General features: G+C 67.7%; 19 protein-coding genes and 1 pseudogene. 12 read left to right on the forward strand and 8 right to left on the reverse strand.

Annotation, left to right across the window (positions count from 1 at the left end; all coding sequences use genetic code 11):
- Positions 1-120: 120 nt before the first annotated feature.
- From bamA to lpxB, 6 genes are read left to right on the forward strand one after another with little or no spacing between them, the layout of a single operon-like run.
- A complete protein-coding gene (gene bamA, locus ACEQX1_RS04425) occupies positions 121-2577 on the forward strand; it encodes an outer membrane protein assembly factor BamA (RefSeq protein WP_370196538.1) in 2457 nt (818 codons plus the stop codon).
- Between the two features lie 42 nt (positions 2578-2619).
- Complete coding sequence (lpxD, locus tag ACEQX1_RS04430) at positions 2620-3678, forward strand: UDP-3-O-(3-hydroxymyristoyl)glucosamine N-acyltransferase (protein ID WP_370192320.1); 1059 nt, start codon at positions 2620-2622, stop codon at positions 3676-3678.
- A complete protein-coding gene (fabZ, locus tag ACEQX1_RS04435) occupies positions 3671-4138 on the forward strand; it encodes a 3-hydroxyacyl-ACP dehydratase FabZ (RefSeq protein ID WP_370192319.1) in 468 nt (155 codons plus the stop codon). Before lpxD ends, fabZ begins: the two co-directional genes overlap by 8 nt.
- A 2-nt stretch (positions 4139-4140) precedes the next feature.
- A complete protein-coding gene (gene lpxA, locus ACEQX1_RS04440) occupies positions 4141-4947 on the forward strand; it encodes an acyl-ACP--UDP-N-acetylglucosamine O-acyltransferase (protein WP_009209490.1) in 807 nt (268 codons plus the stop codon).
- A 2-nt stretch (positions 4948-4949) separates the two neighbouring features.
- Positions 4950-5849, forward strand: a complete 900-nt coding sequence (locus ACEQX1_RS04445; protein WP_370192318.1) for an LpxI family protein — start codon at positions 4950-4952, stop codon at positions 5847-5849.
- Positions 5846-7021 (forward strand): lipid-A-disaccharide synthase, encoded by a 1176-nt coding sequence (lpxB, locus tag ACEQX1_RS04450; RefSeq protein WP_370192317.1) that lies wholly within the window; start codon positions 5846-5848, stop codon positions 7019-7021. The genes ACEQX1_RS04445 and lpxB overlap by 4 nt, the downstream gene beginning before the upstream one ends.
- A 50-nt stretch (positions 7022-7071) precedes the next feature.
- On the opposite strand, the gene gltA is transcribed toward lpxB, so the two are convergent.
- A complete protein-coding gene (gene gltA, locus ACEQX1_RS04455; RefSeq protein ID WP_009209493.1) occupies positions 7072-8364 on the reverse strand; it encodes a citrate synthase in 1293 nt (430 codons plus the stop codon).
- 144 nt (positions 8365-8508) lie between these two features.
- Positions 8509-9930 carry a glutamate--tRNA ligase gene (gene gltX, locus ACEQX1_RS04460; protein ID WP_370192316.1) on the reverse strand — a complete coding sequence of 474 codons (1422 nt, stop codon included), beginning with the start codon at positions 9928-9930 and terminating at the stop codon, positions 8509-8511.
- A 113-nt stretch (positions 9931-10043) separates the two neighbouring features.
- Between gltX and ACEQX1_RS04465 the strand changes: the two genes are divergently transcribed.
- A complete protein-coding gene (locus ACEQX1_RS04465) occupies positions 10044-12419 on the forward strand; it encodes a ComEC/Rec2 family competence protein (protein ID WP_370192314.1) in 2376 nt (791 codons plus the stop codon).
- Positions 12420-12513: 94 nt separating this feature from the next.
- Here ACEQX1_RS04465 and lexA read toward each other — a convergent pair whose 3' ends face one another.
- Genes lexA through ACEQX1_RS04495 form a run of 6 tightly spaced genes read right to left on the reverse strand, consistent with a single transcriptional unit; the run spans position 12514 to position 18741 of the window.
- Positions 12514-13233: a transcriptional repressor LexA gene (gene lexA, locus ACEQX1_RS04470; RefSeq protein ID WP_188076808.1), complete on the reverse strand. Its 720-nt coding sequence runs from the start codon at positions 13231-13233 to the stop codon at positions 12514-12516.
- Positions 13234-13276: 43 nt separating this feature from the next.
- Complete coding sequence (glp, locus tag ACEQX1_RS04475) at positions 13277-14518, reverse strand: gephyrin-like molybdotransferase Glp (protein WP_370196539.1); 1242 nt, start codon at positions 14516-14518, stop codon at positions 13277-13279.
- On the reverse strand, positions 14515-15015 hold the full coding sequence (gene moaC / locus ACEQX1_RS04480) for a cyclic pyranopterin monophosphate synthase MoaC (protein WP_370192310.1): 501 nt from the start codon (positions 15013-15015) through the stop codon (positions 14515-14517). The genes glp and moaC overlap by 4 nt, the downstream gene beginning before the upstream one ends.
- A complete protein-coding gene (gene trpC, locus ACEQX1_RS04485; protein ID WP_370192309.1) occupies positions 15012-15827 on the reverse strand; it encodes an indole-3-glycerol phosphate synthase TrpC in 816 nt (271 codons plus the stop codon). The genes moaC and trpC overlap by 4 nt, the downstream gene beginning before the upstream one ends.
- Complete coding sequence (gene trpD / locus ACEQX1_RS04490; RefSeq protein ID WP_370192308.1) at positions 15824-16855, reverse strand: anthranilate phosphoribosyltransferase; 1032 nt, start codon at positions 16853-16855, stop codon at positions 15824-15826. Before trpD ends, trpC begins: the two co-directional genes overlap by 4 nt.
- Positions 16852-18741, reverse strand: coding sequence for a peptidyl-prolyl cis-trans isomerase (locus ACEQX1_RS04495; protein WP_370196540.1), 1890 nt, complete (start codon positions 18739-18741; stop codon positions 16852-16854). Before ACEQX1_RS04495 ends, trpD begins: the two co-directional genes overlap by 4 nt.
- Before the next feature lie 182 nt (positions 18742-18923).
- Between ACEQX1_RS04495 and tpiA the strand changes: the two genes are divergently transcribed.
- From tpiA to kdsA, 5 genes and pseudogenes are all read left to right on the forward strand, one after another.
- Positions 18924-19679 carry a triose-phosphate isomerase gene (tpiA, locus tag ACEQX1_RS04500; protein WP_370196541.1) on the forward strand — a complete coding sequence of 252 codons (756 nt, stop codon included), beginning with the start codon at positions 18924-18926 and terminating at the stop codon, positions 19677-19679.
- Between the two features lie 116 nt (positions 19680-19795).
- Positions 19796-20290 (forward strand): annotated as a pseudogene (secG, locus tag ACEQX1_RS04505) (preprotein translocase subunit SecG); the annotation flags it as partial.
- Between the two features lie 287 nt (positions 20291-20577).
- Positions 20578-22206 (forward strand): CTP synthase, encoded by a 1629-nt coding sequence (locus tag ACEQX1_RS04510; protein ID WP_024350618.1) that lies wholly within the window; start codon positions 20578-20580, stop codon positions 22204-22206.
- A gap of 158 nt (positions 22207-22364) precedes the next feature.
- Positions 22365-23231 (forward strand): VOC family protein, encoded by an 867-nt coding sequence (locus ACEQX1_RS04515; protein ID WP_370192302.1) that lies wholly within the window; start codon positions 22365-22367, stop codon positions 23229-23231.
- Positions 23228-24064 carry a 3-deoxy-8-phosphooctulonate synthase gene (kdsA, locus tag ACEQX1_RS04520; protein ID WP_370192301.1) on the forward strand — a complete coding sequence of 279 codons (837 nt, stop codon included), beginning with the start codon at positions 23228-23230 and terminating at the stop codon, positions 24062-24064. The genes ACEQX1_RS04515 and kdsA overlap by 4 nt, the downstream gene beginning before the upstream one ends.
- Positions 24065-24189 lie beyond the last annotated feature (125 nt).

A 24189-nucleotide genomic window follows, 5' to 3' on the forward strand; every position in this document is an offset into this window, starting at 1 on the left:
TCCGATTCCTAAAGGGACTCGGGCCAGTTTGCTTGAACGGACTCGGAAAGCCGGTACAAGGCAACGATGCGCATTGCTCCCACTGCGTCTCGATACAATGATGAAAAGGTGGCTGGGCCAATGAGGGCTGGAACGAATATCATGCGCGCGGTCTCCGCTGTCGCGCTTTCCTCGACGGTTCTTGCAGCTGCGACCCTCGGGGCCCAGCTTGCCGCTGTCACGGTCGCCGAGGCGGCTGTCGTCAATCGCATCGACGTTCGCGGCAACAGCCGGGTGGAAGCGGACACGATCCGCGGCTTCATGCAGATCTCGGCCGGACAGAACGTTTCCGAGGCCGATCAGGATCAGGCGGTCCGTCGCCTGTTCTCCACGGGCCTCTTCTCGGACGTGCGCATCAGCCAGTCCGGCGGCACGCTGATCGTGCAGGTCGACGAGAACCAGATCGTCAACCAGGTTCTCTTCCAGGGCAATTCCAAGGTGAAGGACGAGCAGCTCATCGCCGCCGTCCAGACGCAGCCGCGCGCAGCTTATTCGAGCGCGACCACGCAGGCCGACGTCGAAGCCATCCAGGCCGCCTACACCAGCATCGGCCGCAGCGACGCCATCGTCACCGTGCGCACGCAGGAGATCGGCGAGAACCGCGTCAATGTCATCTACGACATCCAGGAAGGCGACCGCACCAAGATCGAGAGCATCAGCTTCGTCGGTAACAACGCCTTCGGCGACAGCCGGCTGAAGCAGGTCATCGCGCTGCGCGAGAGCGGCATCCTGAGCTTCATCCAGCGCAATGACATCTACGATCCGGAGCGCCTGCGCACCGACGAGGAGACGCTGCGCCGCTTCTACTACAACCGCGGCTATGCGGATTTCCGCATCGTGTCGTCGGTGGCTGAGCTCGACGAGAGCCAGAACAGCTATTTCATCACGATCACCGTCGACGAGGGTGAGCGCTACAGCTTCGGCAACGTCACGATCGACAGCACCGTCGCCGGCGTCGACACCGAGTCGCTCTATGGCGAGATCGAGACCCAGACGGGCGAGGTCTACAGCGCCAAGGACGTCGAGGACACGCTGGTCAACCTGACCAACAGCCTCGCCAATGCCGGATTCGCCTTCGCGCAGGTCACCCCGCGCGGCGACCGCGACTTCGCCAGCCGCACGATCGCCATCGACTACGTCATCGACCAGGGTCCGCGGGCCTATGTCGAGCGTCTGGAGATCCGCGGCAACACCAAGACCCGCGACTATGTCATTCGCCGCGAGTTCGACGTGTCCGAGGGCGACGCGTTCAACCAGGTGCTGGTGCAGCGCGCCAAGCAGCGCCTCGAGGACCTGAAATATTTCGAGAAGGTCTCGGTTTCGACCGCGCCCGGCGCCGAGCCGGACCGCGTCATCGTGATCGTCGACGTGGTCGAGAAGGCCACCGGTGAATTGTCGCTGGGCGGTGGCTACACGACCGGTGGCGAGAGCTCCGGTCCGGTCGCCGAGATCGGCGTCACCGAGCGCAACTTCCTCGGCCGCGGCCAGTTCATCAAGGTCTCCGCCGGCTTCGGTGCCGACACCCGGAACTACAGCCTGTCCTTCACCGAGCCGTATTTCCTCGGTCGTCGTCTGGCCGCCGGCTTCGATGTCTATCACAGCGAGAGCAGCTCGGGCGATTACGACTCCGAGCGCACCGGTGGCGACATCCGTATCGCGGCGCCGATCACCGAGGATCTGACGGCCCAGATCGCCTACAACATCAAGCAGGAAAAGTTCGGCGACGATAACGGCACGACCTACAACCAGTTCACCAATGCGCAGCTGGTCGACGGAAGCGGCAATCTCTTCGAGAGCACCTGCGGGACGCCGAACCCGAACAGCAATATCGTCGATCTGAACGGCAACGCCGCCGTGGCGCCGCCCTATACGGACTCGCCGATCATCAACCAGGCGATCTGCGAAAGCCCGTATCTGACGTCGTCGGTCTCCTACACGCTGACCTACAACACGCTCGACAACACCAACGATCCGCGCAATGGCTTCTTCATCCAGGCCGGGCAGGAATTCGCCGGTGTCGGCGGCGATGCGAACTTCGTCAAGACGACCGGCAAGGCCAGCTACTTCCACCTCCTGAACGAGGAATACGACGTGATCGGCTCGCTCAATGCGGGCGGCGGTAACGTCACCTCCTTCGGCGGCGACGGCCTGCGGGTGTTCGACAACTTCTTCAAGGGCCAGGACATCGTTCGCGGCTTCGACTACAAGGGCATCGGCCCGCGCCAGAACGGCGTGTCGATCGGCGGCAACAATTATGCCAACGCCTCGGCGGAAGCGACCTTCCCGCTGCCGGGTATCTCGCGTGACCTCGGCTTCCGGGGTGCGGTCTTCGCGGATGCCGGTTCGCTCTGGGGCAGTGAGTACGAGAACGATCCGGGTGTCATCGGCGTCGATGCCTCGCTGCGCGCGTCTGCGGGCGTCGGCCTGATCTGGGCATCGCCCTTCGGTCCGCTGCGGGTGAACTACGCCCATCCGCTGGCCAAGGAAGATTTCGACGAGCTGCAGGAATTCTCCTTCGGATTCTCGTCCCGCTTCTGATCGACAATGTGGGGGCCGGCTTGTCCGGCCCAGACCGTCCCGATGCATGAATTGACTTTCTTCCCGCGCGGCGACGGTCTCACCCTTGCGGAGCTGGCAAGCCTGACGGGCACCAGCCTGGGCGAGGGGGCCGACCCGGCTCTGCGGATCACCGGCATCGCTGCCCTGTCCGAGGCAGGGCCGCAGGATTTGTCCTTCTTCGACAGCAAGCGCTACAGCGCCGAGCTCGCGGCAACGCGGGCCGGCTGCGTTCTCGTCTCTCCCAAGAATGTCGGGCTGCTGCCGTCGGGCATGCCGGCCCTGGTGACCCACAGTGCCGCGATCGCCTTCACCGAGGCGGGCCGGGCGCTGTTTCCCGGCGCCGTCCTGCCGACGCCGGCCACCGGATCGCACGGTGTCTCGCTCAAGGCCGACATCCACCGCGAAGCCAAGCTCGAAGACGGCGTGACGGTGGAAGCCTTCGCGTCGATCGGTCCCGGCGTCGAGATCGGCCGCGGGACGATCGTCGGTGCGGGTGCCGTCATCGGTGCCGGATGCCGCATTGGCCGCAATTGCCGGATCGGCTCGAACGTGACCTTGACCCATGCGCTGGTCGGCGATCGGGTGATCCTGCACCCCGGCGTGCGGATCGGGCAGGACGGCTTTGGCTACACGGCAGGGCCCGCAGGCCTCGTCAAGGCGGTGCAGATCGGCCGTGTCATCATCCAGGACGATGTCGAGATCGGCGCGAACACGACCGTGGATCGCGGCGGCGTTCGCGATACGGTGATCGGCGAAGGCACCAAAATCGACAACCAGGTCCAGATTGCCCACAATGTGCGGATCGGGCGGCACTGCGTGATCGTCGCGCAGGTCGGCATTTCCGGCAGCACGACACTCGGCGACGGCGTGATGATCGGCGGCCAGACCGGCATTAACGGCCATCTGACGATCGCCGACGGCGCCCAGATCGCGGCCGTGTCGTCGGTCGCCGGCGACGTGCCGAAGGGCGCGCGCTGGGGCGGTACGCCCGCAAAACCCGTTCGGGACTGGTTTCGCGAGCTCATGACGTTATCTGAGCTTGCCCAACGGGGACGTTCTCCAAGGAAGACAGATGAGTGACGACGCGATGGTACTCGAAAGCGCCGATATCCTGGAGATCATGGAGCTTCTACCCCACCGCTATCCGTTCCTGTTGGTCGATCGTATCATCGACATCGACGGGGACCGCAGTGCGATCGGGATCAAGAACGTCACCGCGAACGAGCCGCATTTCCAGGGACATTTCCCGACGGCTCCGGTGATGCCGGGTGTGCTGATTCTCGAGGGCATGGCCCAGACCGCCGGCGCCATCTGCACCCGTGCGACCGGAGGCGGCACGCCGCAGCTCGTCTATCTGATGACCATCGACGGCGCCAAGTTCCGCAAGCCGGTGGTTCCGGGCGACCGGGTCGAATACCACGTGATCCAGTCCAAGAAGCGCGGCAACATCTGGAAGTTCGACTGCGTCGCGCAGGTCGACGGGGTCAAGGTGGCCGAGGCGGTCGTCAGCGCAATGTTGTCGCCCCGCGGCCCGAACTGACCATGGCCGAGACGACCATTCATCCGAGCGCCGTCATCGAGGACGGCGCGGTGATCGGTGACGGCTGCGAGATCGGCCCGTTCTGCCATGTCGGGCCGCAGGTGCAGCTCGGCGCCAACAGCCGCCTGCGCTCGCATGTGGCGCTGTGGGGCAACACGGTGATCGGCGAGAACGCGCAGATTTGGCCGTTCGCCTCGCTCGGCCATGCGCCGCAGCATCTGAAATATCGCGGCGAGGACACCAGGCTGGTGATCGGCCGCGACTGCCTGATCCGCGAACATGTGACGATGAACCCCGGCACCGTGCAGGGGCGCTCCGAAACGACCATCGGCGACAATTGCGCCTTCTTCACCGGCGCCCATGTCGCCCATGACTGCATTGTCGGGCGCAATGTCACGGTGATCAACAACGTCATGCTCGCCGGTCACTGCACGATCGGCGACTATGCCACGATCGCCGGCGGCTCGGGCATTCACCAGTTCACCCGTATCGGCCACCATGCCTATGTGGGCGGCCTCGCGGCGGTGGAGGGGGACGTCATCCCCTTCGGCATGGTGCTGGGCAATCGTGCCTATCTGTCGAGCCTCAACGTCATCGGCATGAAGCGGGCCGGCTTCGATCGCGAGGCGATCCGCAATGTGCGCCGCGCCTACCGGATGCTGTTTTCCTTCGATCTGACGTTCAAGGAGAACATGGACGAGGTGCAGAGCGAGTTCCCCAACGATCCGCTCGTGCAGGATCTCCTCGGGTTCATCCGCTCGGGCGGCGATCGCGCCCTGTGCTTTCCGCGCCATCCCCAGCTAAGCTGACAATGCCCGGACTGGCTCCCGTTCGGCCGGGCGACGCTCTCGGTCTGGTGGCGGGGGGCGGATCGCTGCCGCGACTGGTGGCGGAAGCGGCGCGCGCCTCGGGCTGGCGGGTCATCGTGGTGCGCATCGGCGACGGCATGGCCGACGACTGGGCGGGTTACGAAGGCGGTGCCTATCCCTGGGGCCGTACCGGCGACGCGATCGCCTACATGAAGTCCTGCGGGGTGCGGCGCATGGTGTTCTGCGGCACCGTCAGCCACCGTCCCGATTTCCGCTCGCTCATTCCCAGTTTCCAGACATTGATCCGGCTGCCGGCGGCGCTGAAGATCGTGCGGGGCGGCGACGACCGGTTGTTGCGCGCCCTCTCTCGCTACATGGAGCGCCAGGGCTTCGAGATGCTGGCGGTGCAGGACATCGTTCCGCAGCTCCTGACGCCCGGCGGCACCCTGACCCGCCGCATGCCCGACGCGGATGAAGAACAGGCGCTGGTGCTCGCGGCCCGAGCCGCGGCGCGGCTGGGCGAGCTCGACATCGGACAGGCGGTCGTTGCGTCCCGGGACCGGGTGATCGCGCTGGAAGGGATCGAGGGCACGCGGGAGATGCTCCAAAGGGTCGCCGATCTCAAGATTCGCGGCCGCATCGGGCGTTCGGAGCACTGCGTGCTGGTGAAGAGCGTCAAGCCAGCCCAGGACGAGCGCTTCGACCTGCCGAGCATCGGCGGCGCCACCATCGAGGAGGCGGCCGCTGCCGGCATCACGGTGATCGGGGCGACGGCCGGGCGCAGTCTGATCCTCGGGATCGACGACGTGCTGGAGGCCGCCGAAGCCGCGGGCATCGCCATTGTCGGGCTCGAAGAGGATACCGGAACGGCAAACGGCGACGACGGGGGAGACCGGCCATGACGACCATCGCCTTCGTGGTCGGGGAAGCGTCAGGGGACCGGATCGGGGCCGATCTCATCCGCGCCCTTCGTCCGAAACTCGGCGACGAATTGCGACTGGTGGGGCTCGGTGGCGAGGCGATGCAGGCCGAGGGTCTCGACAGCCTGTTCGACATCGACGAATTGTCGATCATCGGGATCGGCGCGATCCTGGCGCGGCTGCCGCAGCTGATGCGCCGACTGTCGCAGGTGGCCGACGCGGTGATCGCCGCGCGTCCTGATGTCCTCGTCATCATCGACAGCCCGACCTTCTCCCACCGGGTGGCGAAGCGTGTGCGCGAGAAGCTGCCCGATGTGCCGATCGTCAATTACGTGCCGCCGACGGTCTGGGCCTGGCGCGAGGAGCGGGCACAGAAGATGCGGGCCTATGTGGACCGCGCCATCTGTATCCTGCCCTTCGAACCCGCCACCATGGAACGGCTGGATGGGCCGCCATCGACCTATGTCGGCCATCCGCTGATGCGGGTGCCGGCGCTGGCGCAGATGATCGCGGACCCGGCGCGCACCGCGCCGGACCGCGCTCCGGCATCGCCGCCGCGTCTCCTGATCCTGCCGGGGTCGCGCCGCGGCGAGATCAACCGGCTGATCGACGATTTCGGCCGTACCTTCGATGTCCTGCGCGGGCGTATGCCGGGCGTCACGGCGGTCATTCCTGCGCTCGAACGGCATCGTCCTCTGATCGAACAGAAGATCGCCGGCTGGGAGGTGAAGCCCGAGATCGTCACCGGCGAGGCGGCGAAGTGGGCGGCCTTCGCGCAAGCCGATGCGGCACTCGCGGCCTCCGGCACGGTGTCACTGGAGCTGGCGCTGGCCGACGTGCCGATGGCGCTGGCCTACCGGCTCGACCGGGTGGCCTACCAGTTCCGCCACCTGATCTCGGCCTGGACGGCGGCGATGCCGAACTTCATCGTCGGGCATGCGCTGGTGCCGGAGCATTTCCACGAATTCGTGCGGCCGGAAATGCTGGCCCGTCGGCTCGAGCGGCTGATGACGCCGACGCCGGAGCGGGCGGCGCAGCGCGCCGGCTTCGCCGACATCCGCGAAATGATGCGGATCGATGTGGCGCCGGGCGAGGCGGCCGCCGCGATCGTCCTCGATTGCATCGCGCGCGGCAGGACGTCCATCCAGACATAGAAACGGGCGCCGCAGCGCCCGTTTTTCGTTGATCTCGAAGCGGCTAAGCCTCAGCCGCGCTCGTCGACGGCGACGTAGTCGCGCATCTCGGCGCCCGTATAGAGCTGCCGGGGACGGCCGATCCGCTGATGCGGGTCCTCGATCATCTCCTTCCACTGCGCGATCCAGCCGACCGTGCGCGCCACGGCGAAGAGCACCGTGAACATGGTGGTCGGGAAGCCGAGCGCCTTCAGGGTGATGCCCGAGTAGAAGTCGACATTCGGGTAGAGCTTCTTCTCGATGAAGTACTCGTCGGTCAGCGCGATGCGCTCGAGCTCCATCGCCACTTCGAGCAGCGGATCGTCCTTGATGCCGAGCTCGTCGAGAACCTCGTGGCAGGTCTGCTGCATGATCTTGGCGCGCGGATCGTAGTTCTTGTAGACCCGGTGGCCGAAGCCCATCAGGCGGAACGGATCGTTCTTGTCCTTGGCCCGCGCGATGAACTCGGGGATGCGGTCCTTGGTGCCGATCTCCATCAGCATGTTGAGCGCGGCCTCGTTGGCGCCGCCATGGGCAGGACCCCAGAGGCAGGCGATGCCGGCGGCAACGCAGGCAAACGGGTTGGCGCCCGAAGAACCGGCCAGCCGGACCGTCGAGGTCGAGGCGTTCTGCTCGTGATCGGCATGGAGGATGAAGATCCGGTCCATGGCCCGCGCCAGCACCGGGTTGATCCGGTAGGGCTCGCAGGGCACCGCGAAGCACATGTGCAGGAAGTTCTCGGCATAGGCGAGATCGTTGCGCGGATACACGAAGGGCTGGCCGATATGGTACTTGTAGGCCATCGCCGCGATGGTCGGCATCTTGGCGACCATGCGCAGGCTCGCCACCATCCGCTGGTGCGGATCGGCGATATCGGTCGAGTCGTGGTAGAAGGCCGACAGGGCGCCGACCGAGCCGACCATCACGGCCATCGGATGCGCGTCGCGGCGGAAGCCCGTGTAGAACCGGCTCATCTGCTCGTGGACCATGGTGTGCCGGGTCACGCGGTAGACGAAATCGTCCTTCTCGCGGGTCGTCGGCAGCTCGCCGTAGAGCAGCAGGTAGCAGGTCTCGAGGAAATCACCGCGCTCGGCGAGCTGGTCGATCGGGTAGCCGCGATGCAGCAGCACGCCCTCGTCGCCGTCGATGTAGGTGATCTTGGATTCGCAGGACGCCGTCGAGGAGAAGCCCGGGTCGTAGGTGAAGAGACCGGTCTGCTTGTACAGCGCGGTGACGTCGACGACGTCCGGTCCGATGCTGCCGCTGCGAACGGCCAGATCCGCATCTTTCTGACCCAATGTGAGCTTCGCCGACTGTTCCGTCATGCGTTTTCCCTTCGATGATAGCCGCTCAGGTATCGACCTCTCGCAGCGCACACAGATTGTTCAGATGCCTGACTACTCCAAACCCAGGAGTGCGACAAGTTTCCGATCACGCAATGTGTTGCGCCGCAATAGTCCTGTCCTTGGTCAGGCCGACTGGTCGCCCAGCCGCGCCAGCGATTCGTCCCGGCCCAGCACGGCCAGTACATCGAACACGCCCGGGGAGGTGGTGCGGCCGGTCAGGGCCGCCCGCAGGGGCTGTGCCGCCTTGCCCAGCTTCAGGCCGTTCTCCTCGGCATAGGCGCGTACTATGGCCTCCAGCTCCGCCGCAGACCAGTCCGGGGCCGCCTCGAAGCGCTTGGCGAGCGCGCCGACGATCTCGCGGCCGTCATCGTCGAGAATCGCCGCCGCCTTGTCCTCGAACGACAACGGCCGGTCGGCGAAGAGATAGGCGGTGCTCTCGGTGAGCTCGACGAGGGTCTTGGCGCGCTCCTTCAGCCCAGGCATGGCTGCGGTCAGCTTGGATCGGATCTCGTCGTCGGAGCGGGTCTTCAGGATGCCGCCATTGGGCAGCACGTCGCGCTCGGCCATCAGCATGTCGACCAGTTCCGCGTCGTCGCTGCGCCGGATCCAGTGGCCGTTGAGCGCTTCCAGCTTGGCGAAGTCGAAGCGTGCGGCGCCCTTGTTGATCTCGCCCAGATCGAACCATTCGATCATCTCCTCGGTGGAGATGATCTCGGAATCGCCATGGCTCCAGCCGAGCCGCACGAGGTAGTTGCGCAGTGCCACCGGCAGATAGCCCATGGCCTGGTAGGCCTCGATGCCCAGCGCGCCGTGGCGCTTCGACAGCTTGGCGCCGTCGGCGCCATGGATCAGCGGGATGTGCGCCATGACCGGCACGTCCCAGCCCATCGCCTTGTAGATCAGCGTCTGGCGGCCGGCATTGGTCAAATGGTCGTCGCCGCGGATGATGTGGGTAACGCCCATGTCGTGATCGTCGACGACCACGGCCAGCATGTAGGTCGGGCTGCCGTCTGAGCGCAGCAGCACCAGATCGTCGAGATCCTTGTTGGGAAAGCGGACGTCACCCTGCACCTTGTCACGGACGATCGTCTCGCCCTCCAGCGGCGCTCGCAGGCGGATCACCGGCTTGACGCCCTCGGGGGCCTCGGACGGGTCGCGGTCGCGCCAGCGGCCGTCATAGCGCGGCGGACGCTTCTCGGCGCGCGCGGTCTCGCGCATCTCTTCCAGTTCGGCCTGGCTGGCGTAGCAGCGATAGGCCTCGCCCTTGGCGAGCATCTCCTCGACTACCTCGCGGTGGCGGTCCGCCCGCTCATACTGCGACACCGGCGGCTCGTCTGCGGTCAGGCCCATCCAGTCGAGGCCGTCGATGATCGCCTGGACCGCCGGCTCGGTCGAGCGGGCGCGGTCGGTGTCCTCGATCCGCAGCAGCATCTTGCCGCCCGTTGCCCTGGCGTAGAGCCAGTTGAACAGCGCCGTGCGCGCGCCACCGATATGCAGGAAGCCCGTCGGCGAGGGGGCAAAGCGGGTCACGACGGCGTCCGTCATGGTCTCTCCGATATTGATACGCTGAGTGTTGGGAGCGGTCGGCGTGGATCGCTTTCGCTTGGCGGCTGTGTACCATAGGCGAGGGGAGAGACAAGCCGACGGGACCGGACGGCATGGACAGCGCCAGCGATCGCGACGAACGCGCAGGCGCGGCCTTCGGGCGGCGCGATGCCGTTCGGGCAGCGTTTCGGCGCTGGCGGGCGACGATCGCGCTGCCGCCGCGCGCCCGCTGGCGACGTCTCGGCCGGGAATGGCTTGCCGACCAGCTTGCCGCCGAGACCCGCGCCCGCACCGGTTTCCTCCTGGTCCCGCTCGGCCTGATGATCGGTGTGGCGCTCGTCCACGGCGCCGGCTGGGCTCCGAATGTCTGGCTGACCGTTCTTGCGGCCATCGCCAGCCTTGGCCTCGCGCTGCGCCGTATGGGGCGCCCCGTTCTGCACCCGGTGCTGATCCTCGCTGGCTTCACCCTCGTCGGTACCGCCCTCGCGATCGGCGAGATTCAGCGCACCGAAACGACGATCCTGTCCGGCCAGGCGACGGTGCGCATCGCCGGACCCGTCGTCTCACGGGAGCGGACAGAGGACGGACGCTATCGCTATGTGATCGCCGTCGCGGAAACCGAGCGGCCGGTCCTGTCGCGACCGCCGGAGCGTGTTCGCATCGTCGTCGGCAGCCGACACGAGCCGATCGCGCCCGGCGGCGTCTATCGTGGTCTCGTCCGGCTCGGGCCGCCGTCCGGTCCGGCCTTTCCCGGCAGCTACGACTTTGCCATGGCGCCGTTCTTCGCCGGGATCGGAGCCTATGGCTATTCGCTCGGCGCGCCGGAGGCCGAGCCGACGCCGCCCGCGGCGAGCGGCAACGGACGCGGCCTTCTGGCCGAACTGCGGCATGTGCAGACGCAGACGCGCCTCGCCCTGACCGAGCGCATCAGCACGGTGATCGGCGGCCGCGAGGGCGCCATCGCCGCGGCCCTCATCACCGGCGAGCGCGCCGGTATCCCCGACGATGCCCGCGAATGGCTGCGCGGCACGGGGCTCGCCCATGTCCTGTCGATCTCGGGCCTGCATATGGCGATCGTCGCCGGCTTCGCCATGCTCGCCGTGCGGTCGTCGCTGTCGCTCGTGCCGGTCATCTCGCTGCGCCTGCCGGCCAAGAAAATCGCCGCCATCGTCGCGCTCGTCGTCGCGGCGATCTATCTGGCGATCTCGGGCGCCAATGTCGCGACCCAGCGCTCCTTCGTGATGCTGGCGATCATGCTCGGAGCGGTGCTGATCGACCGCCCCGCCTTGACGCTTCGCAACGTGGCGATCGCCGCCATCGTCGTCATCCTCGTCGCGCCGCATGCCGTGATGACCGCCAGCTTCCAGATGAGCTTCGCGGCGACCGTGGCGCTGATCGGCGGCTATGCGGCCCTCTCGCAATGGCGGGCGGGGCGCGAACGCGGCCGCGAGACGGACAGGGGCATCGCCGGCAAGATCCTCGTGGCGCTCTCCGCAATCATGGTCACGTCGCTTCTCGCGGGATCGGCAACCGCGCCTTATGCTGCCTATCACTTCCACCGGATGGCGGCCTTCGGCTTCGTCGCCAATCTCCTGACCATGCCGCTGTTCACGTTGTGGATCATGCCGCTGGCGCTGGTGGGAACGCTGCTGATTCCGTTCGGGCTCGACGCCTGGCCGTTCCAGGCAATGGGCGCCGGCCTCTGGCTCGTCCTCGAGATCGCGCGCAACGTCTATGCCTGGCTGCCGGACCAGGCGATCGGACGCATGACCGCCTTGGGCCTTCTGCTGCTGACCGCGGCGATCCTCACCGCGTCCTGTCTGGCAAGCCGGCTGCGGTGGCTTGGCCTGCCGCTGGCACTGGCCGGATTCATTGCTGCGCCCGACAGGACGGCCCCACCGGAACTCCTGATCTTCGAGGACGGCAAGGAGGTCGCGACGCTCGCGGCGGACGGCCAGCTCGCCTTCCTGCGCGCACGGCCCAGCAGTTTCATCGCGGAACAATGGGAACGGGCCTTCGAGGCGCGGGCGCCGCGGGGCACCGACACAGAGCGGATCCGGGCGACGATTCCCGCGGAGTGCGCGGCCAAATATTGCCGCTTCACCACGCGTGGCGGCCTGCGTGTGATCTGGACGGAGGATTATGCCCGCACGGGCGATGCCTGCGACGAGGCGGATGTCGCCATCGTCTCGCGCGCGATCCGGCTTGCCGAATGCCGATCCGGCGCCGTTCTGGTAACGCTGCGCACGCTGCGGCGGACCGGCTCGCTGGCGATCGGCCGGGAGGCGGCGACAGGCCGGCCCCGCATCGTGCAGGCCGTCAGCGATCCGCCCGAACGCTGGAACGTCCACCGGTTGGCGCCCTGGCCGGAATATTGGCGCAAGCCCGCTGCGCCGAACCCGCCGGCACCTGTCACGCAGCCGGCCTCGGCGACCGTCAGCAATGGGGTCACGGCCGGTTCAGGCCGAACCGCGACGGTTGGGCCCTGAGCGAGGACGAGCCGGTTTCGGGCCTCAACGCTTCGGGCGCGAGTCGCGAGGACCTATCACCCGTTCTGCACCGACCGCGTTCCGTCCGGAGCGGTCAGTAGCGGCGGATCAGGCCGATCAGCTTGCCCTGGACCTTGACCCGGTCCGAGCCGAAGATGCGGGTTTCGTAGGCTGGATTGGCCGCCTCCAGCGCAATGGTGTCGCCGCGACGGCGGAAGCGCTTCAGGGTCGCTTCCTCGTCGTCGACGAGGGCGACCACGATCTCGCCCGGCGTCGCCGTGTCGCCCCGGCGGATGACCACCGTGTCGCCGTCGAGAATGCCGGCCTCGATCATCGAGTCGCCCTTCACTTCGAGAGCGTAATGCTCGCCGCTGCCCAGCATGTCCGGCGGAACGACGATGGAGTGGGTGTTGTGCTGGATGGCCGAGATCGGCACGCCGGCGGCGATGCGCCCCATGACCGGAATGGCCGTCGAAGCGGACGCCTTTGCCGGTGCCGGCTGCGCCGCGGGTGCGGGCCGGGCGGTGTCGCGGCTGCCTTCGATGACGCTCGGCTTGAAGCCGGTGCGCCCGACAGGTGCCGGGCGGCTGCCCTGAATCGACTCCGGCAGCTTCAGGATTTCCAGCGCCCGGGCCCGATTGGGCAGGCGGCGGATGAAGCCCCGCTCCTCGAGCGCGGTGATCAGGCGGTGAATGCCGGACTTGGACCGCAGGTCCAGCGCGTCCTTCATTTCATCGAAGGACGGGGGTACACCAGTCTCGCGCACCCGATCGTTCACGAAGACCAGAAGATCGTGCTGCTTGCGCGTCAGCATCCGGGCGACTCCTCAAAACAAAACCTGAACAAACCTATCTGTTCTAGTTGTGTTCCGCAAGTGGCTCCATAGCCGTCAGGGGGACGTAATCGCAGGGATCGCCCGCTTCGGCCGGTGCGGCGCGGACCGGACGCACGAGCAACGCATCGGCCGCGGCATAGATCGACAGCAGCGAGGAATCCTGCCGCGACAACGGCACGATGCGGGGCAGGCCGGCGCTGTCCGGTTCGATCCGGGCGCGGACGAAATCCGTGCGCTCGCCATTGTCCGGCATCGGCGCGGCGAGAACGCCCCGGCGGTAGAGCGGACGCGCAGGACGGCCCGCGAGGCGCCGGACCAGCGGTGCCAGGAACAGGGTCGCGGCGACCATGGAGGAGGCCGGATTGCCGGGCAGGCCGACGACCCGCATGTCGCCCAGCCTGCCGGCCATCAGCGGCTTGCCGGGGCGCATCGCCACTTTCCAGAAGTCGAGGGAGACGCCATGGGCGGCGAACACCTTGCCCACGAGGTCGTGGTCGCCGACCGATGCGCCGCCGATGGTGACGAAGATGTCGGCGCCGTCCGCGATCGCCTGTGTCAGCTGGGCATCGATGGCCGCTTCGCGGTCGGGCGCGATCCCGCAATTCAGCGGCAGGCCGCCGGCCTCGCGCACCAGTGCGGCGACACCGAAGGTGTTGGAGGCGACGATCTGCGACGGACCGATGGGTTCGCCGGGCAGGACGAGTTCGTCGCCGGTCGCCAGGATCGCGACGCGGGGCCGGCTGCGAACCGGGATCGCCGGATGGCCGCCGCTCGCGGCCAACGCGATGGCGCCCGGGGTCAGCACGGTGCCGGCGGTCAGAAGCGGCGTGCCCGCGGCAAAATCGATCCCCGCCGGGCGGATGTGCTGGCCGACCACGACCGGCGCCGTTGCCGTGACGGTGCCGTCCTGCCGGTTGGCGTTTTCCTGGATCAGGATGGCGTCGGCACCGGCAGGGACCGGCGCGCCGGTGGAGATGCGAATGGTCTCGCCCGGCTGCAGCGTGCCGCCATAGGCGTGGCCGGCGGCCGATTCGCCGACGAGCCGCAGGGAGGGGAAGGGCGCTTCGTCGCCAAGGTCGGCGGCGCGGACCGCGTAGCCGTCCATGGCGGAGGCGTCGAAGGCCGGCTGGGTGCGCAGCGAGGCAAGGTCCGCCGCCAGAATGCGGCCCGAGGCGTCGCGCAGCGGCAGCGTCTCGGTTCGCTCGAGGGGGCGGGCGTCCTCGACGAGGAGACGATAGGCCTCCTCGACGGGGATGAGACTCACGACGCGGCGTCCGCCGACCAGTCGCCGGAGCGGCCGCCGGATTTTGCCAGAAGGCGGATGCCGCTGATGGTCATGGAGCGGTCGACCGCCTTGGCCATGTCGTAGATGGTGAGGCAGGCGACCGAGACGGCCGTCAGCGCCTCCATCTCGACGCCGGTCTTGCCGCCGACCCGCGCCGTCGCGGTGACCCTAAGGCCGGGCAGCGCGGGCTCGGCGGTGATCTCGACGCCGATCTTCTCCAGCATCAGCGGATGACAGAGCGGAATCAGCTCGTGGGTCTTCTTGGCGCCCATGATGCCGGCGATGCGGGCAATGCCGATGACGTCGCCCTTCTTGGCCTCGCCGGCCAGGATCAGGTCGAGCGTCGCCGGCTCCATCATCACGAAGCCTTCGGCCTCCGCGACACGGCGCGTGCGCTCCTTGTCGCCGACATCGACCATCGACGCGGCGCCGGTGGCGTCGAGATGGGTCAGCGTGGCGTCGCGCGGATCGCTCATGCGGGCACCGTGATGGCAGGATCGCCGCCGATCAGGGCGCGTGTCGCCGTCTCGACGTCGTCCTGACGCATCAGGCTCTCGCCGACGAGGAAGGTGCGGATGCCGTGCCCGGCGAGGCGCAGGCAGTCGGCATGGGTGAAGATGCCGCTCTCGCCGACCAGGACGCGATCGTCGGGCACGAGGGCGGCGAGCCGTTCGGCGGTGTCCAGCGAGGTTTCGAAGGTGCGCAGATTGCGGTTGTTGATGCCCAGCAGCGGCGATGCGAGGGCAAGGGCCCGCTCGGTCTCGGCCTCGTCATGCACCTCGACCAGCACGTCCAGGCCATAGGCAACGGCCGCAGCTTCGAGGTCGCGGGCGAGCGCATCGTCGACCGCGGCCATGATGATGAGGATCGCATCCGCGCCCCAGGCCCGGGCCTCGGCCACCTGATAGGTGTCGTAGAGAAAATCTTTGCGCAGCGCGGGCAGGCTCGTCGCCGCGCGCGCCGCCGTCAGGAAGGACGGATCGCCCTCGAAGGACGGGGTGTCGGTGAGGACGCTGAGACAGGCGGCGCCGCCGCGCTCATAGGCGGCCGCGAGCGCGGGCGGATCGAAATCCTCGCGGATCAGGCCCTTGGATGGGCTGGCCTTCTTCACTTCGGCGATGAGCGCAAACTCGCCGGCGCGGTGGCGCGCGCCAAGTGCCGCCGCAAAGCCGCGCGGCGGCTCGACGGAGGCGAACTGGCCTTCGAGATCGGCCTGCGAGATCCGCTGCTTGGCGGCGGCGATCTCCTCGCGCTTGTAGGCTTCGATCCTCTGCAGGATGTCGCTCATTTGGTTTCCCCCGCAATCGCCTGGGTGACCGCGGCCAGCCGCTCCAGCGCGGCGCGGGCGCGGCCGCTGTCGATGGCGTCGGCCGCCTTGGCGATGCCCTCGCGCAGATCGGCCGAATGGCCAGACATGACCAGAGCGCCCGCCGCGTTCAGGAGGACGATCTCGCGATAGGCGTTGTCTGCCCCGTCAAGAACCGCGCGCAAGGCGGTCGCGTTGGTCGCGGCGTCGCCGCCCTTGATGTCGGCCAGCGGCCAGCGGCGCAGGCCGACATCCTCCGGCTCGATGGCGAACTGGCGGATCTCGCCATTCTCCAAAGCCGCGACTTCGGTCGTGCCGCAGACCGTCATCTCGTCGAGACCGTCGCCATGGACGAGCCAGGCGGATTCGGTGCCGAGGGCGCGCAGCGTCTCGGCCATCGGCACCAGCCATTCACGCGAGAACGAGCCAAGAAGCAGCTTGCCGACGCCGGCCGGGTTGGACATCGGTCCGAGCAGGTTGAAGATTGTGCGGGTGCCGAGCTCGACGCGGCTCGGGCCCACGAACCGCATGGCGGCGTGGTGGGTCGGCGCGAACATGAAGCAGATGCCGGCATCCGCGAGGGCCCGCGAAATAGCATCTGGCTTCAGGTCGACATTGACGCCGAGCGCCATCAGGACGTCGGCCGCGCCGGATTTCGACGACAGGGCGCGGTTGCCGTGCTTGGCGACGACGAGGCCGCAGCCGGCCAGAACGAAGGCCGAGCAGGTGGAGACGTTCAGCGTGCCGGCGTGATCGCCGCCGGTGCCGACGATGTCGACGGCCCCCGCCGGCGCCTCGACGCGCAGCATGTTGGCGCGCATGACGTCCACCGCGCCGGCCATCTCGTCGACGGTTTCGCCGCGCACGCGCAGCGCCATCAGGAAGCCGCCGATCTGCGACGGCGTCGCTTCGCCGGACATCATGACCGAAAAGGCCTCGCCGGCCTCGACGCGGTCCAGCGTGTCGCCCGCCGCGACCTTGGCGATGAAGGGTTTCAGGCTCTGGCTCAACGGATCAGCGCCTTCGCCCGCTCGATGCCCGCCGGGTGAACGGCGATGGCGGTGTCGTTCTGGAGCAGCGACACGTAGGTCTCCAGAATGTCGTTCTCCAGCATGCCGGTCATCTGGCTGCGCTCGTTGGCGGCGACGTTGGCCGCCGGGTCCGCCGGCGGCGCAACCTCGACGACGCGCAGGACGATCTGCGAGCCGGCCTCGCGACCGGAGGCCGTGGCGACCGTGCCGGTTCCGCCGGAGAACGCCGCATTGACGCCGGCCTGGCCGAGTTCCGACACGCCGGACTGGCGCGAGATCGCCGCTGCCGTTCGGGCTTCGGCGCCGACCGCGGCCGCCGCATCCGCCATGCTCTGGCCGGCCTGCAGCTCGGTCTTCATCTGCTCGGCGCGCTCGGCGAGCTGCCGGTCCGTCTCGGCGGCCTTCCAGTCGGCCAGTACCCGGTCGCGCACCTCGTCGAGGGTACGCTCGCGGGCCGGGTCGATGCTGATCACGTCATAGAAGACGTAGCCGTTGGACTGGAAGTTGATCGGGACATTGTCGAGGCCGGGCTCGGTCTCGAAGACGCCGGGCAGGAATTCCTGCGCCGACGGCTGTTCGGCGACGGGCTGGCCGTCCGGGCCGTTGCCCTCGCGGTCGACGGCCGGGATCGTCTGCACCGTCAGGCCGGCACTCTGCGCCGCTTCGGCGAAGGTCGCGCCACCGGCGCGGGCATCCTCGAACGCGTTGTAGGCGCTGTTGGCCGTATCGCTGGCCGCCACGAGAGCCAGTGCCGAGCGAATCTCGTCGGAAACCTCTTCCAGCGTCTGCACGGTTTCCGGCTGGATTTCCGTGACCTGCAGAAGCACCGGGCCGAAGGCGCCGCTGACCACGTCCGATACTTCGCCCTCGGCGAGCGAGAAGGCCGCCTCGGCGACGGTCGCATCGGGAATCTGCGACCGGGTGACGAGGCCGAGATCGATATCGGCCGGGCTGCGACCGGCATCCCGGGCGACGTCGGCAAAGCTGGTGCCCGCCTTGAGCTTGGCCTTGGCGGCTTGCGCAGCGGCCTCATCGGGGAAGGCGATCTGCTGCACCCGGCGCTGCTCGGCGGTGGTGTAGCGCTCCTTGTACTGCTCGTAATCCGCTGCGACCGCCTCGTCGGTGATCGTCGTCGGGTCGGCCATCGCCTCGGGCGTCAGCAGCGCGTAGGCCACCGAGCGATATTCCGGCGCGGCGTAGGTCTCGCTGTTTTCCTGGAAATAGGTCGCCAGAACCTCGTCCGTCGGGTCGGCGACAGGGGGAATGGTGGCGGGGGTCAGGGTTACATATTCGATCGTGCGCCGCTCGCCATTGTAGAGGCCAAGCGCCGTGGAGAAGGCGTCGGGAATGGCGATGCCTTCGGAGACCGCGTCGACGATCTGGCTGCGCACCGCCTGGTTCTCCTGGCCGCGAATGTAGTCGGCCTCGCTGATCCGGGCGTTGTAGAGCGCGTTCTGGAACTGGGCGCGGGAGAAATTGCCCGAGGCATCCTGGAAGGTCGGGTCCTCGGCGATCACCTGGGCGAGGCGGTCCTGCGACAGGCCGAGATCGATGCGGCGGCCCTGCTCGTCGAGCACGGCGCCGGCGACGAGCTGGCTGATGACGGACTGGCCGATGCCGAACATCTCGGCTTCCTCGGCGGTGGGCCGGCGACCGATCTGCTGGGCGAGGCGGGATTGAGCCCGGTTGTAGGCCAGCGCATAGTCCTGCAGCGACACTTCGGTCTCGCCGGCGGTCAGCACGGCATTCGCCACCCCGCCGCGAAAGACGTCGCCGATGCCCCAGACGGCAAAGCTGAGCACGAGAAGGCCGAGCAGGATCTTGGCCGTCCAGCCGGAAATGCTGCCGCGGAGCGTGTTGAGCATGATGGTCTCCCGTTCGCCCGACAAGGATCGTCGCGCGCGAGGCGATCCTGGGCATTCTGTTCCGTGCCTTTTAGGAAACCGGGCCCATCGGACGCAAGCGACCCGCACGATTGATTTACGCCCTTCGATGCGTAAGGTCCGCGCGGGGCCGTGGGCACCTGACAAAGAGCTGAGGAAACACGATGGCACCGACGCCGCTGATTGCCGGAAACTGGAAGATGAACGGGCTCCTGAAGGAACTGGGTGAGCTGCAGACGCTGGCCGAAGCCGCCGGCGCCGGCCTCAACCAGGGCCGTGACATCCTGATCTGCCCGCCGGCCACGATGCTGTCGGCGAGCTTCGGCATTCTCGGCAACCATGTCGCCGTGGGCGGCCAGGATTGCCATCCGGCCGTAAGCGGGGCCCATACCGGCGACATTTCCGCTGCGATGCTGAAGGATGTCGGCGCGCGCTACGTGATCGTCGGCCATTCCGAGCGCCGCGCCGATCATGGCGAGAGCGACGAACTGGTCCGCGCCAAGGCCGAGGCGGCGATGGCCGCCGGCCTGGTCGCGGTGATCTGCATCGGCGAGACCGAGGCGGAACGCGATGCCGACGCGACGACGGACGTCCTGGCGCGGCAACTGGCCGGCTCGCTGCCGGACGACATGGACGGCGACCGGGTCGTCGTCGCCTACGAGCCGGTCTGGGCGATCGGCACCGGCAAGACGCCGACAGCGGACGACGTGCGGCACATCCACGACTTCATCCGCCGGACGCTGGTCGAGCGTTTCGGCGAGGCCGGAAACGGGGTCCGTATCCTCTACGGCGGATCGGTGAAACCGGGCAATGCGGCCGAACTCCTGGCCACCGACAATGTCGACGGTGCCCTTGTCGGCGGGGCCAGCTTGAAGGCGTCGGACTTCATCGCGATATGTCAGGCGTCGCCGACAGCCTGACCGGAACGACACGGGCCGCGCGCCCAATCGCCTGCAAATGCCGAATACGGTTGGAAAGCGGGCGTCGCTTCTGTAGAAGGCGCGCAATTATCGAATAGACGCGTTGCGAAAGTTCCATGGAAACCATTCTCATCATCATCCACTTGATGATCGTCGTGACGCTCGTCGTCGTCGTTCTGTTGCAGCGCTCCGAAGGCGGTGCGCTCGGCATCGGTGGCGGTGGCGGCGGCATGATGTCGGCCCGCGGTGCCGCCAATGCGCTGACGCGCACGACCGGCATCCTGGCAGCGGCGTTCTTCGTCACCTCGCTCTCCCTCGGCATCCTGGCACGCTACGGCGCCCAGCCGACAGACATCCTGGACCGCCTGCCGGTCAATCAAAGCGGCCAGGGCGCGCCGGCCGGTGACGGTAGCGATCAGGGTGGCAGCCTCCTGGATCAGCTGGGCGGTCTCCCGGAGCAGCCGCAGGCTCCCGCCGGCGACACCGCAACCGAGACGGCACCGGTCGCCGCCGACGCACCGAGCGCGGCTCCGTCGCTGCCCGACGAGGCACCGGCAGCCCCGACCGGCGAGACCACCGCAGCTCCGGCGCAGCCGGCACCGGCGGCCGAGGAAGCTCCCGCACCGGCCACCGAGGCGGCGCCCGTCGAGGAAATTCCCGCCAACCCGGCCGAGGATGCACCGGGCGTCGAAGACGCGCCGACCGTGCCGCCCGTCGAGGAACCGGCCGCAGGCACGACGCGTCCGTCCGACGAGCCGGCCACGCCGCAGAACGGCCAGTAGCGCTTCGTTCGCCCATTGAACGTCATCGGCGGGGCACCTTCGGGTGCCCCGCTGGTTTTTCGCATGTGTAAAAAGTGACTGGCGGAATCATCTCCGCCGCGATATCGGGAAGGCCCATGGCGCGATATATCTTCATCACCGGCGGCGTGGTCTCTTCTCTCGGCAAGGGCATTGCATCGGCCGCACTCGGTGCACTCCTGCAGGCACGCGGTTATCGCGTGCGGCTGCGGAAGCTCGACCCCTATCTCAACGTCGATCCGGGCACGATGAGCCCGACGCAGCACGGCGAGGTGTTCGTCACCGACGACGGCGCCGAGACCGACCTGGATCTCGGCCATTACGAGCGCTTCACCGGCCGCTCGGCCAACCGGATGGACAACATCACCACCGGGCGGATTTACCAGGAGATCATCGCCAAGGAGCGCCGGGGCGACTATCTCGGCGCGACGGTCCAGGTCATCCCGCATGTCACCGACGCCATCAAGGAATTCGTTCTCGACGGGAACGAGGATTTCGATTTCGTTCTTTGCGAGATCGGCGGCACGGTCGGCGACATCGAGGCGCTGCCGTTCTTCGAGGCGATCCGCCAGCTCGGCAACGACCTGCCGCGGGGCGGCGCGATCTACGTCCATCTGACGCTGATGCCGTACATTCCGACCGCCGGCGAGCTGAAGACCAAGCCCACCCAGCATTCGGTGCGCGAACTGCGCGCCATCGGCATCCAGCCAGACATCCTGCTGGTGCGCGCCGACCGGCAGGTGCCGGCGGAAGAGCGCCGCAAGATGAGCCTGTTCTGCAATGTGCGGGAAACGGCGGTCATCCAGGCGCTGGACGTCGCGACGATCTACGATGTGCCGATCGCCTATCACCACGAAGGTCTCGACACCGAAGTGCTGGCCGCCTTCGGCATCGATCCGGCGCCCAAGCCGCAGCTGCAGCTCTGGCACCAGGTGACGGACGGCATCCGCCATCCCGAGGGTGAGGTGACCATCGCCATCGTCGGCAAATATACCGGCCTCAAGGACGCCTACAAATCGCTGATCGAGGCGCTGCAGCATGGCGGCATCGCCAACAAGGTGCGCGTCAAGCTCGACTGGATCGAATCGGAGGTCTTCGAGCAGGAGGACCCGACGCCGTATCTGGAGCGGGTGAACGGCATCCTGGTGCCCGGTGGCTTCGGCGAGCGCGGCTCGGAAGGCAAGATCCTCGCGGCCAAGTTCGCCCGTGAGCGCAACGTGCCGTATTTCGGCATCTGCTTCGGCATGCAGATGGCGGTGATCGAGGCGGCCCGTTCGCTGGCCGGCATCCAGAACGCCGGCTCGACCGAATTCGGCGATCCCGAGGAAGCCGTCGTCGGCCTGATGACCGAATGGCTGAAGGGCAACGAGCTGGAGCAGCGCGCCAAGAAGGGCGATCTCGGCGGCACCATGCGTCTCGGCGCCTATGCGGCGAGCCTCAAGGAAGGCTCGAAGATCGCCGAGATCTATGGCGACACCACGATCGAGGAGCGCCATCGTCACCGCTACGAGGTCAACCGCGCCTATCGCGAGCCGCTGGAGGCCGTCGGCATGAGCTTCGCCGGCATGTCGCCGGACGGCCTTCTGCCGGAAACGGTCGAGCTGGCCGACCATCCGTGGTTCATCGGCGTGCAGTACCATCCGGAGCTGAAGTCGCGCCCGTTCGAGCCGCATCCGCTGTTCGCCAGCTTCATCGCCGCCGCCGTCGAGCGTTCGCGGCTGGTCTAGGCCTCTGCAGCCGTGCCGGTCCGGTGCGGCTGCGTCCCCGTGATGAGCAAGCCGCTCTTCGGGGAATGCCGGTCGCCGGCGATGTCCGGCATGCGGGCTCGGACGGGCCGGGCGCCATGCATCTGGAAATGCCGGGGGAGATCGAATAGGCCGTGACGATGCGCGCGATCGATCATCTCGTCCTGTCCTTCGATGACCTCGCCACGGCCCGCGAACGGCTGGGCGCGCTCGGCTTCACCGTCGCACCTGATGCCGTCCATCCCTTCGGCACCGGCAATGCCTGCGTGTTTCTCGCAGACGGCGTCTATCTCGAACCGCTGGCGGTCGTGGACGCGGCAGCGCAGGCCGAAGCGTTGGCGGCAGGGAATTTCTTCGTCGCGCGGGACGCGGCGTTCCGGGCCGAACACGATCTGCCGGGCTTTTCGGGCCTGGCGTTCCGGTCGGCCGATGCGCTGGGTGATCGCGACGCGTTGACGGCGCAGGACCTCGCCGAACCGGCGACCGTCGATTTCTCCCGCACGTTCCGACAGGGCGACGGCGCCGAGGCGACCCTGTCGTTTCGCCTGGCATTCGCCCGCCTGCTGCCCGGTTTCGTCGCGTCGCTGTTCTTCTGCGAGGCTCGCCACAGCGTTGCTCCGGATCGCTCGGCCCTGTCGCGCCATGCCAATGGGGCCGATGGTCTCCTGCGCATCGTCCTCGTCGGGACGGTGGATGAGGCGACGCGCAGGCTTCTGGAGACAATCGCCGGATCAACACTGACAAGCGACGGCAGCGGCGGCGCGACACTGGCCCTGGCAAATGTCGTTCTGGAGTTCCTGACGCCGTCCCTTGCCCAGGCACGCTACGGCGTCGCGCCGGGCGACGAGCGGCTGCGGCTCGCCGGGATGGTGCTGGCGGTGGCGGATCTCGATCAGGCCCGCGCCGCGCTCGTGCCGGATCTCATGACGGAGCGGGACGGACGGATCGTCGCGACGCTTGGTCCCGCCAGCACCCCCTTCATCGCCTTCGAGGAGAGACCATCATGACAGCGCCCAACGGCACCGTCGCGGCTCGCAATACCGTGTTCGACAATTCCCGGCGCTTCGCGCTGATCGCCGGCCCATGCCAGATGGAGAGCCGCGACCACGCGATGATGATCGCGGAGAAGATGAAGCGGATCACCGACGATCTGGGCATCGGCTACGTCTTCAAGGCAAGCTTCGACAAGGCCAACCGTACCAGCCTGAAGGGCCGGCGCGGCATCGGCCTGGCCGACGCGCTGCCGGTCTTCGAGGAAGTGGCGCGGACCTTCGACCTGCCGGTGCTGACCGACGTCCACACAGAGGAACAGTGCCGCGAAGCAGGAACGGTCTGCGACATCCTGCAGATCCCGGCCTTTCTTTGCCGGCAAACCGACCTTCTGATCGCGGCGGCCGGGACCGGCCGGGTGGTCAACATCAAGAAGGGCCAGTTCCTGGCACCCTGGGACATGAGCAACGTGCTCGCCAAGGTTACCGAAAGCGGCAATCCCAACGTGCTCCTGACCGAGCGCGGCGCGTCCTTCGGCTACAATACGCTGGTTTCCGATTTCCGCGCCTTGCCGATCATGGCCGGGATGGGGGCGCCGGTTGTCTTCGACGCCACCCACTCGGTGCAGCAGCCGGGCGGACAGGGCGGGTCGTCTGGCGGCGAGCGCCGCTTCGTCGAGACGCTGTCGCGGGCCGCCGTCGCGGTCGGCGTCGCTGGCCTGTTCATCGAGACCCACGAGGATCCGGACAATGCGCCGTCGGACGGCCCCAACATGGTGCCGCTGGACCGCATGCCGGAACTCCTGAAGCGCCTGCAGGCGCTGGATGCGGTGGCCAAGGGCTTCGACTGAACCACTCCATGCCGGGCGTCGGCAGGGCCGTCAGCGCCATCGCCGGCCGACCCGCAACCAGAATCAGTTCAATCCGTCACATGCCTGGTCTAGAAGGCTGGCAGAACCACATTTGGAGGCACCCC

The organism is Aurantimonas sp. (genome assembly GCF_964217435.1).
Taxonomy (GTDB): domain Bacteria; phylum Pseudomonadota; class Alphaproteobacteria; order Rhizobiales; family Rhizobiaceae; genus Aurantimonas; species Aurantimonas coralicida.

What these genes read in the sequence shown, in the direction of transcription:
- ACEQX1_RS04515 (WP_370192302.1), top strand. Translation starts at nt 22,365, where the DNA reads ATGCGCGCGATCGATCATCTCGTCCTGTCCTTCGATGACCTCGCCACG.
- ACEQX1_RS04510 (WP_024350618.1), top strand. Translation starts at nt 20,578, where the DNA reads ATGGCGCGATATATCTTCATCACCGGCGGCGTGGTCTCTTCTCTCGGC.
- lpxA (WP_009209490.1), top strand. Translation starts at nt 4,141, where the DNA reads ATGGCCGAGACGACCATTCATCCGAGCGCCGTCATCGAGGACGGCGCG.
- lpxD (WP_370192320.1), top strand. Translation starts at nt 2,620, where the DNA reads ATGCATGAATTGACTTTCTTCCCGCGCGGCGACGGTCTCACCCTTGCG.
- gltX (WP_370192316.1), bottom strand. Translation starts at nt 9,930, where the DNA reads ATGACGGACGCCGTCGTGACCCGCTTTGCCCCCTCGCCGACGGGCTTC.
- ACEQX1_RS04445 (WP_370192318.1), top strand. Translation starts at nt 4,950, where the DNA reads ATGCCCGGACTGGCTCCCGTTCGGCCGGGCGACGCTCTCGGTCTGGTG.
- lexA (WP_188076808.1), bottom strand. Translation starts at nt 13,233, where the DNA reads ATGCTGACGCGCAAGCAGCACGATCTTCTGGTCTTCGTGAACGATCGG.
- tpiA (WP_370196541.1), top strand. Translation starts at nt 18,924, where the DNA reads ATGGCACCGACGCCGCTGATTGCCGGAAACTGGAAGATGAACGGGCTC.
- ACEQX1_RS04465 (WP_370192314.1), top strand. Translation starts at nt 10,044, where the DNA reads ATGGACAGCGCCAGCGATCGCGACGAACGCGCAGGCGCGGCCTTCGGG.
- lpxB (WP_370192317.1), top strand. Translation starts at nt 5,846, where the DNA reads ATGACGACCATCGCCTTCGTGGTCGGGGAAGCGTCAGGGGACCGGATC.
- fabZ (WP_370192319.1), top strand. Translation starts at nt 3,671, where the DNA reads ATGAGTGACGACGCGATGGTACTCGAAAGCGCCGATATCCTGGAGATC.
- trpC (WP_370192309.1), bottom strand. Translation starts at nt 15,827, where the DNA reads ATGAGCGACATCCTGCAGAGGATCGAAGCCTACAAGCGCGAGGAGATC.
- ACEQX1_RS04495 (WP_370196540.1), bottom strand. Translation starts at nt 18,741, where the DNA reads ATGCTCAACACGCTCCGCGGCAGCATTTCCGGCTGGACGGCCAAGATC.
- moaC (WP_370192310.1), bottom strand. Translation starts at nt 15,015, where the DNA reads ATGAGCGATCCGCGCGACGCCACGCTGACCCATCTCGACGCCACCGGC.
- bamA (WP_370196538.1), top strand. Translation starts at nt 121, where the DNA reads ATGAGGGCTGGAACGAATATCATGCGCGCGGTCTCCGCTGTCGCGCTT.
- kdsA (WP_370192301.1), top strand. Translation starts at nt 23,228, where the DNA reads ATGACAGCGCCCAACGGCACCGTCGCGGCTCGCAATACCGTGTTCGAC.
- gltA (WP_009209493.1), bottom strand. Translation starts at nt 8,364, where the DNA reads ATGACGGAACAGTCGGCGAAGCTCACATTGGGTCAGAAAGATGCGGAT.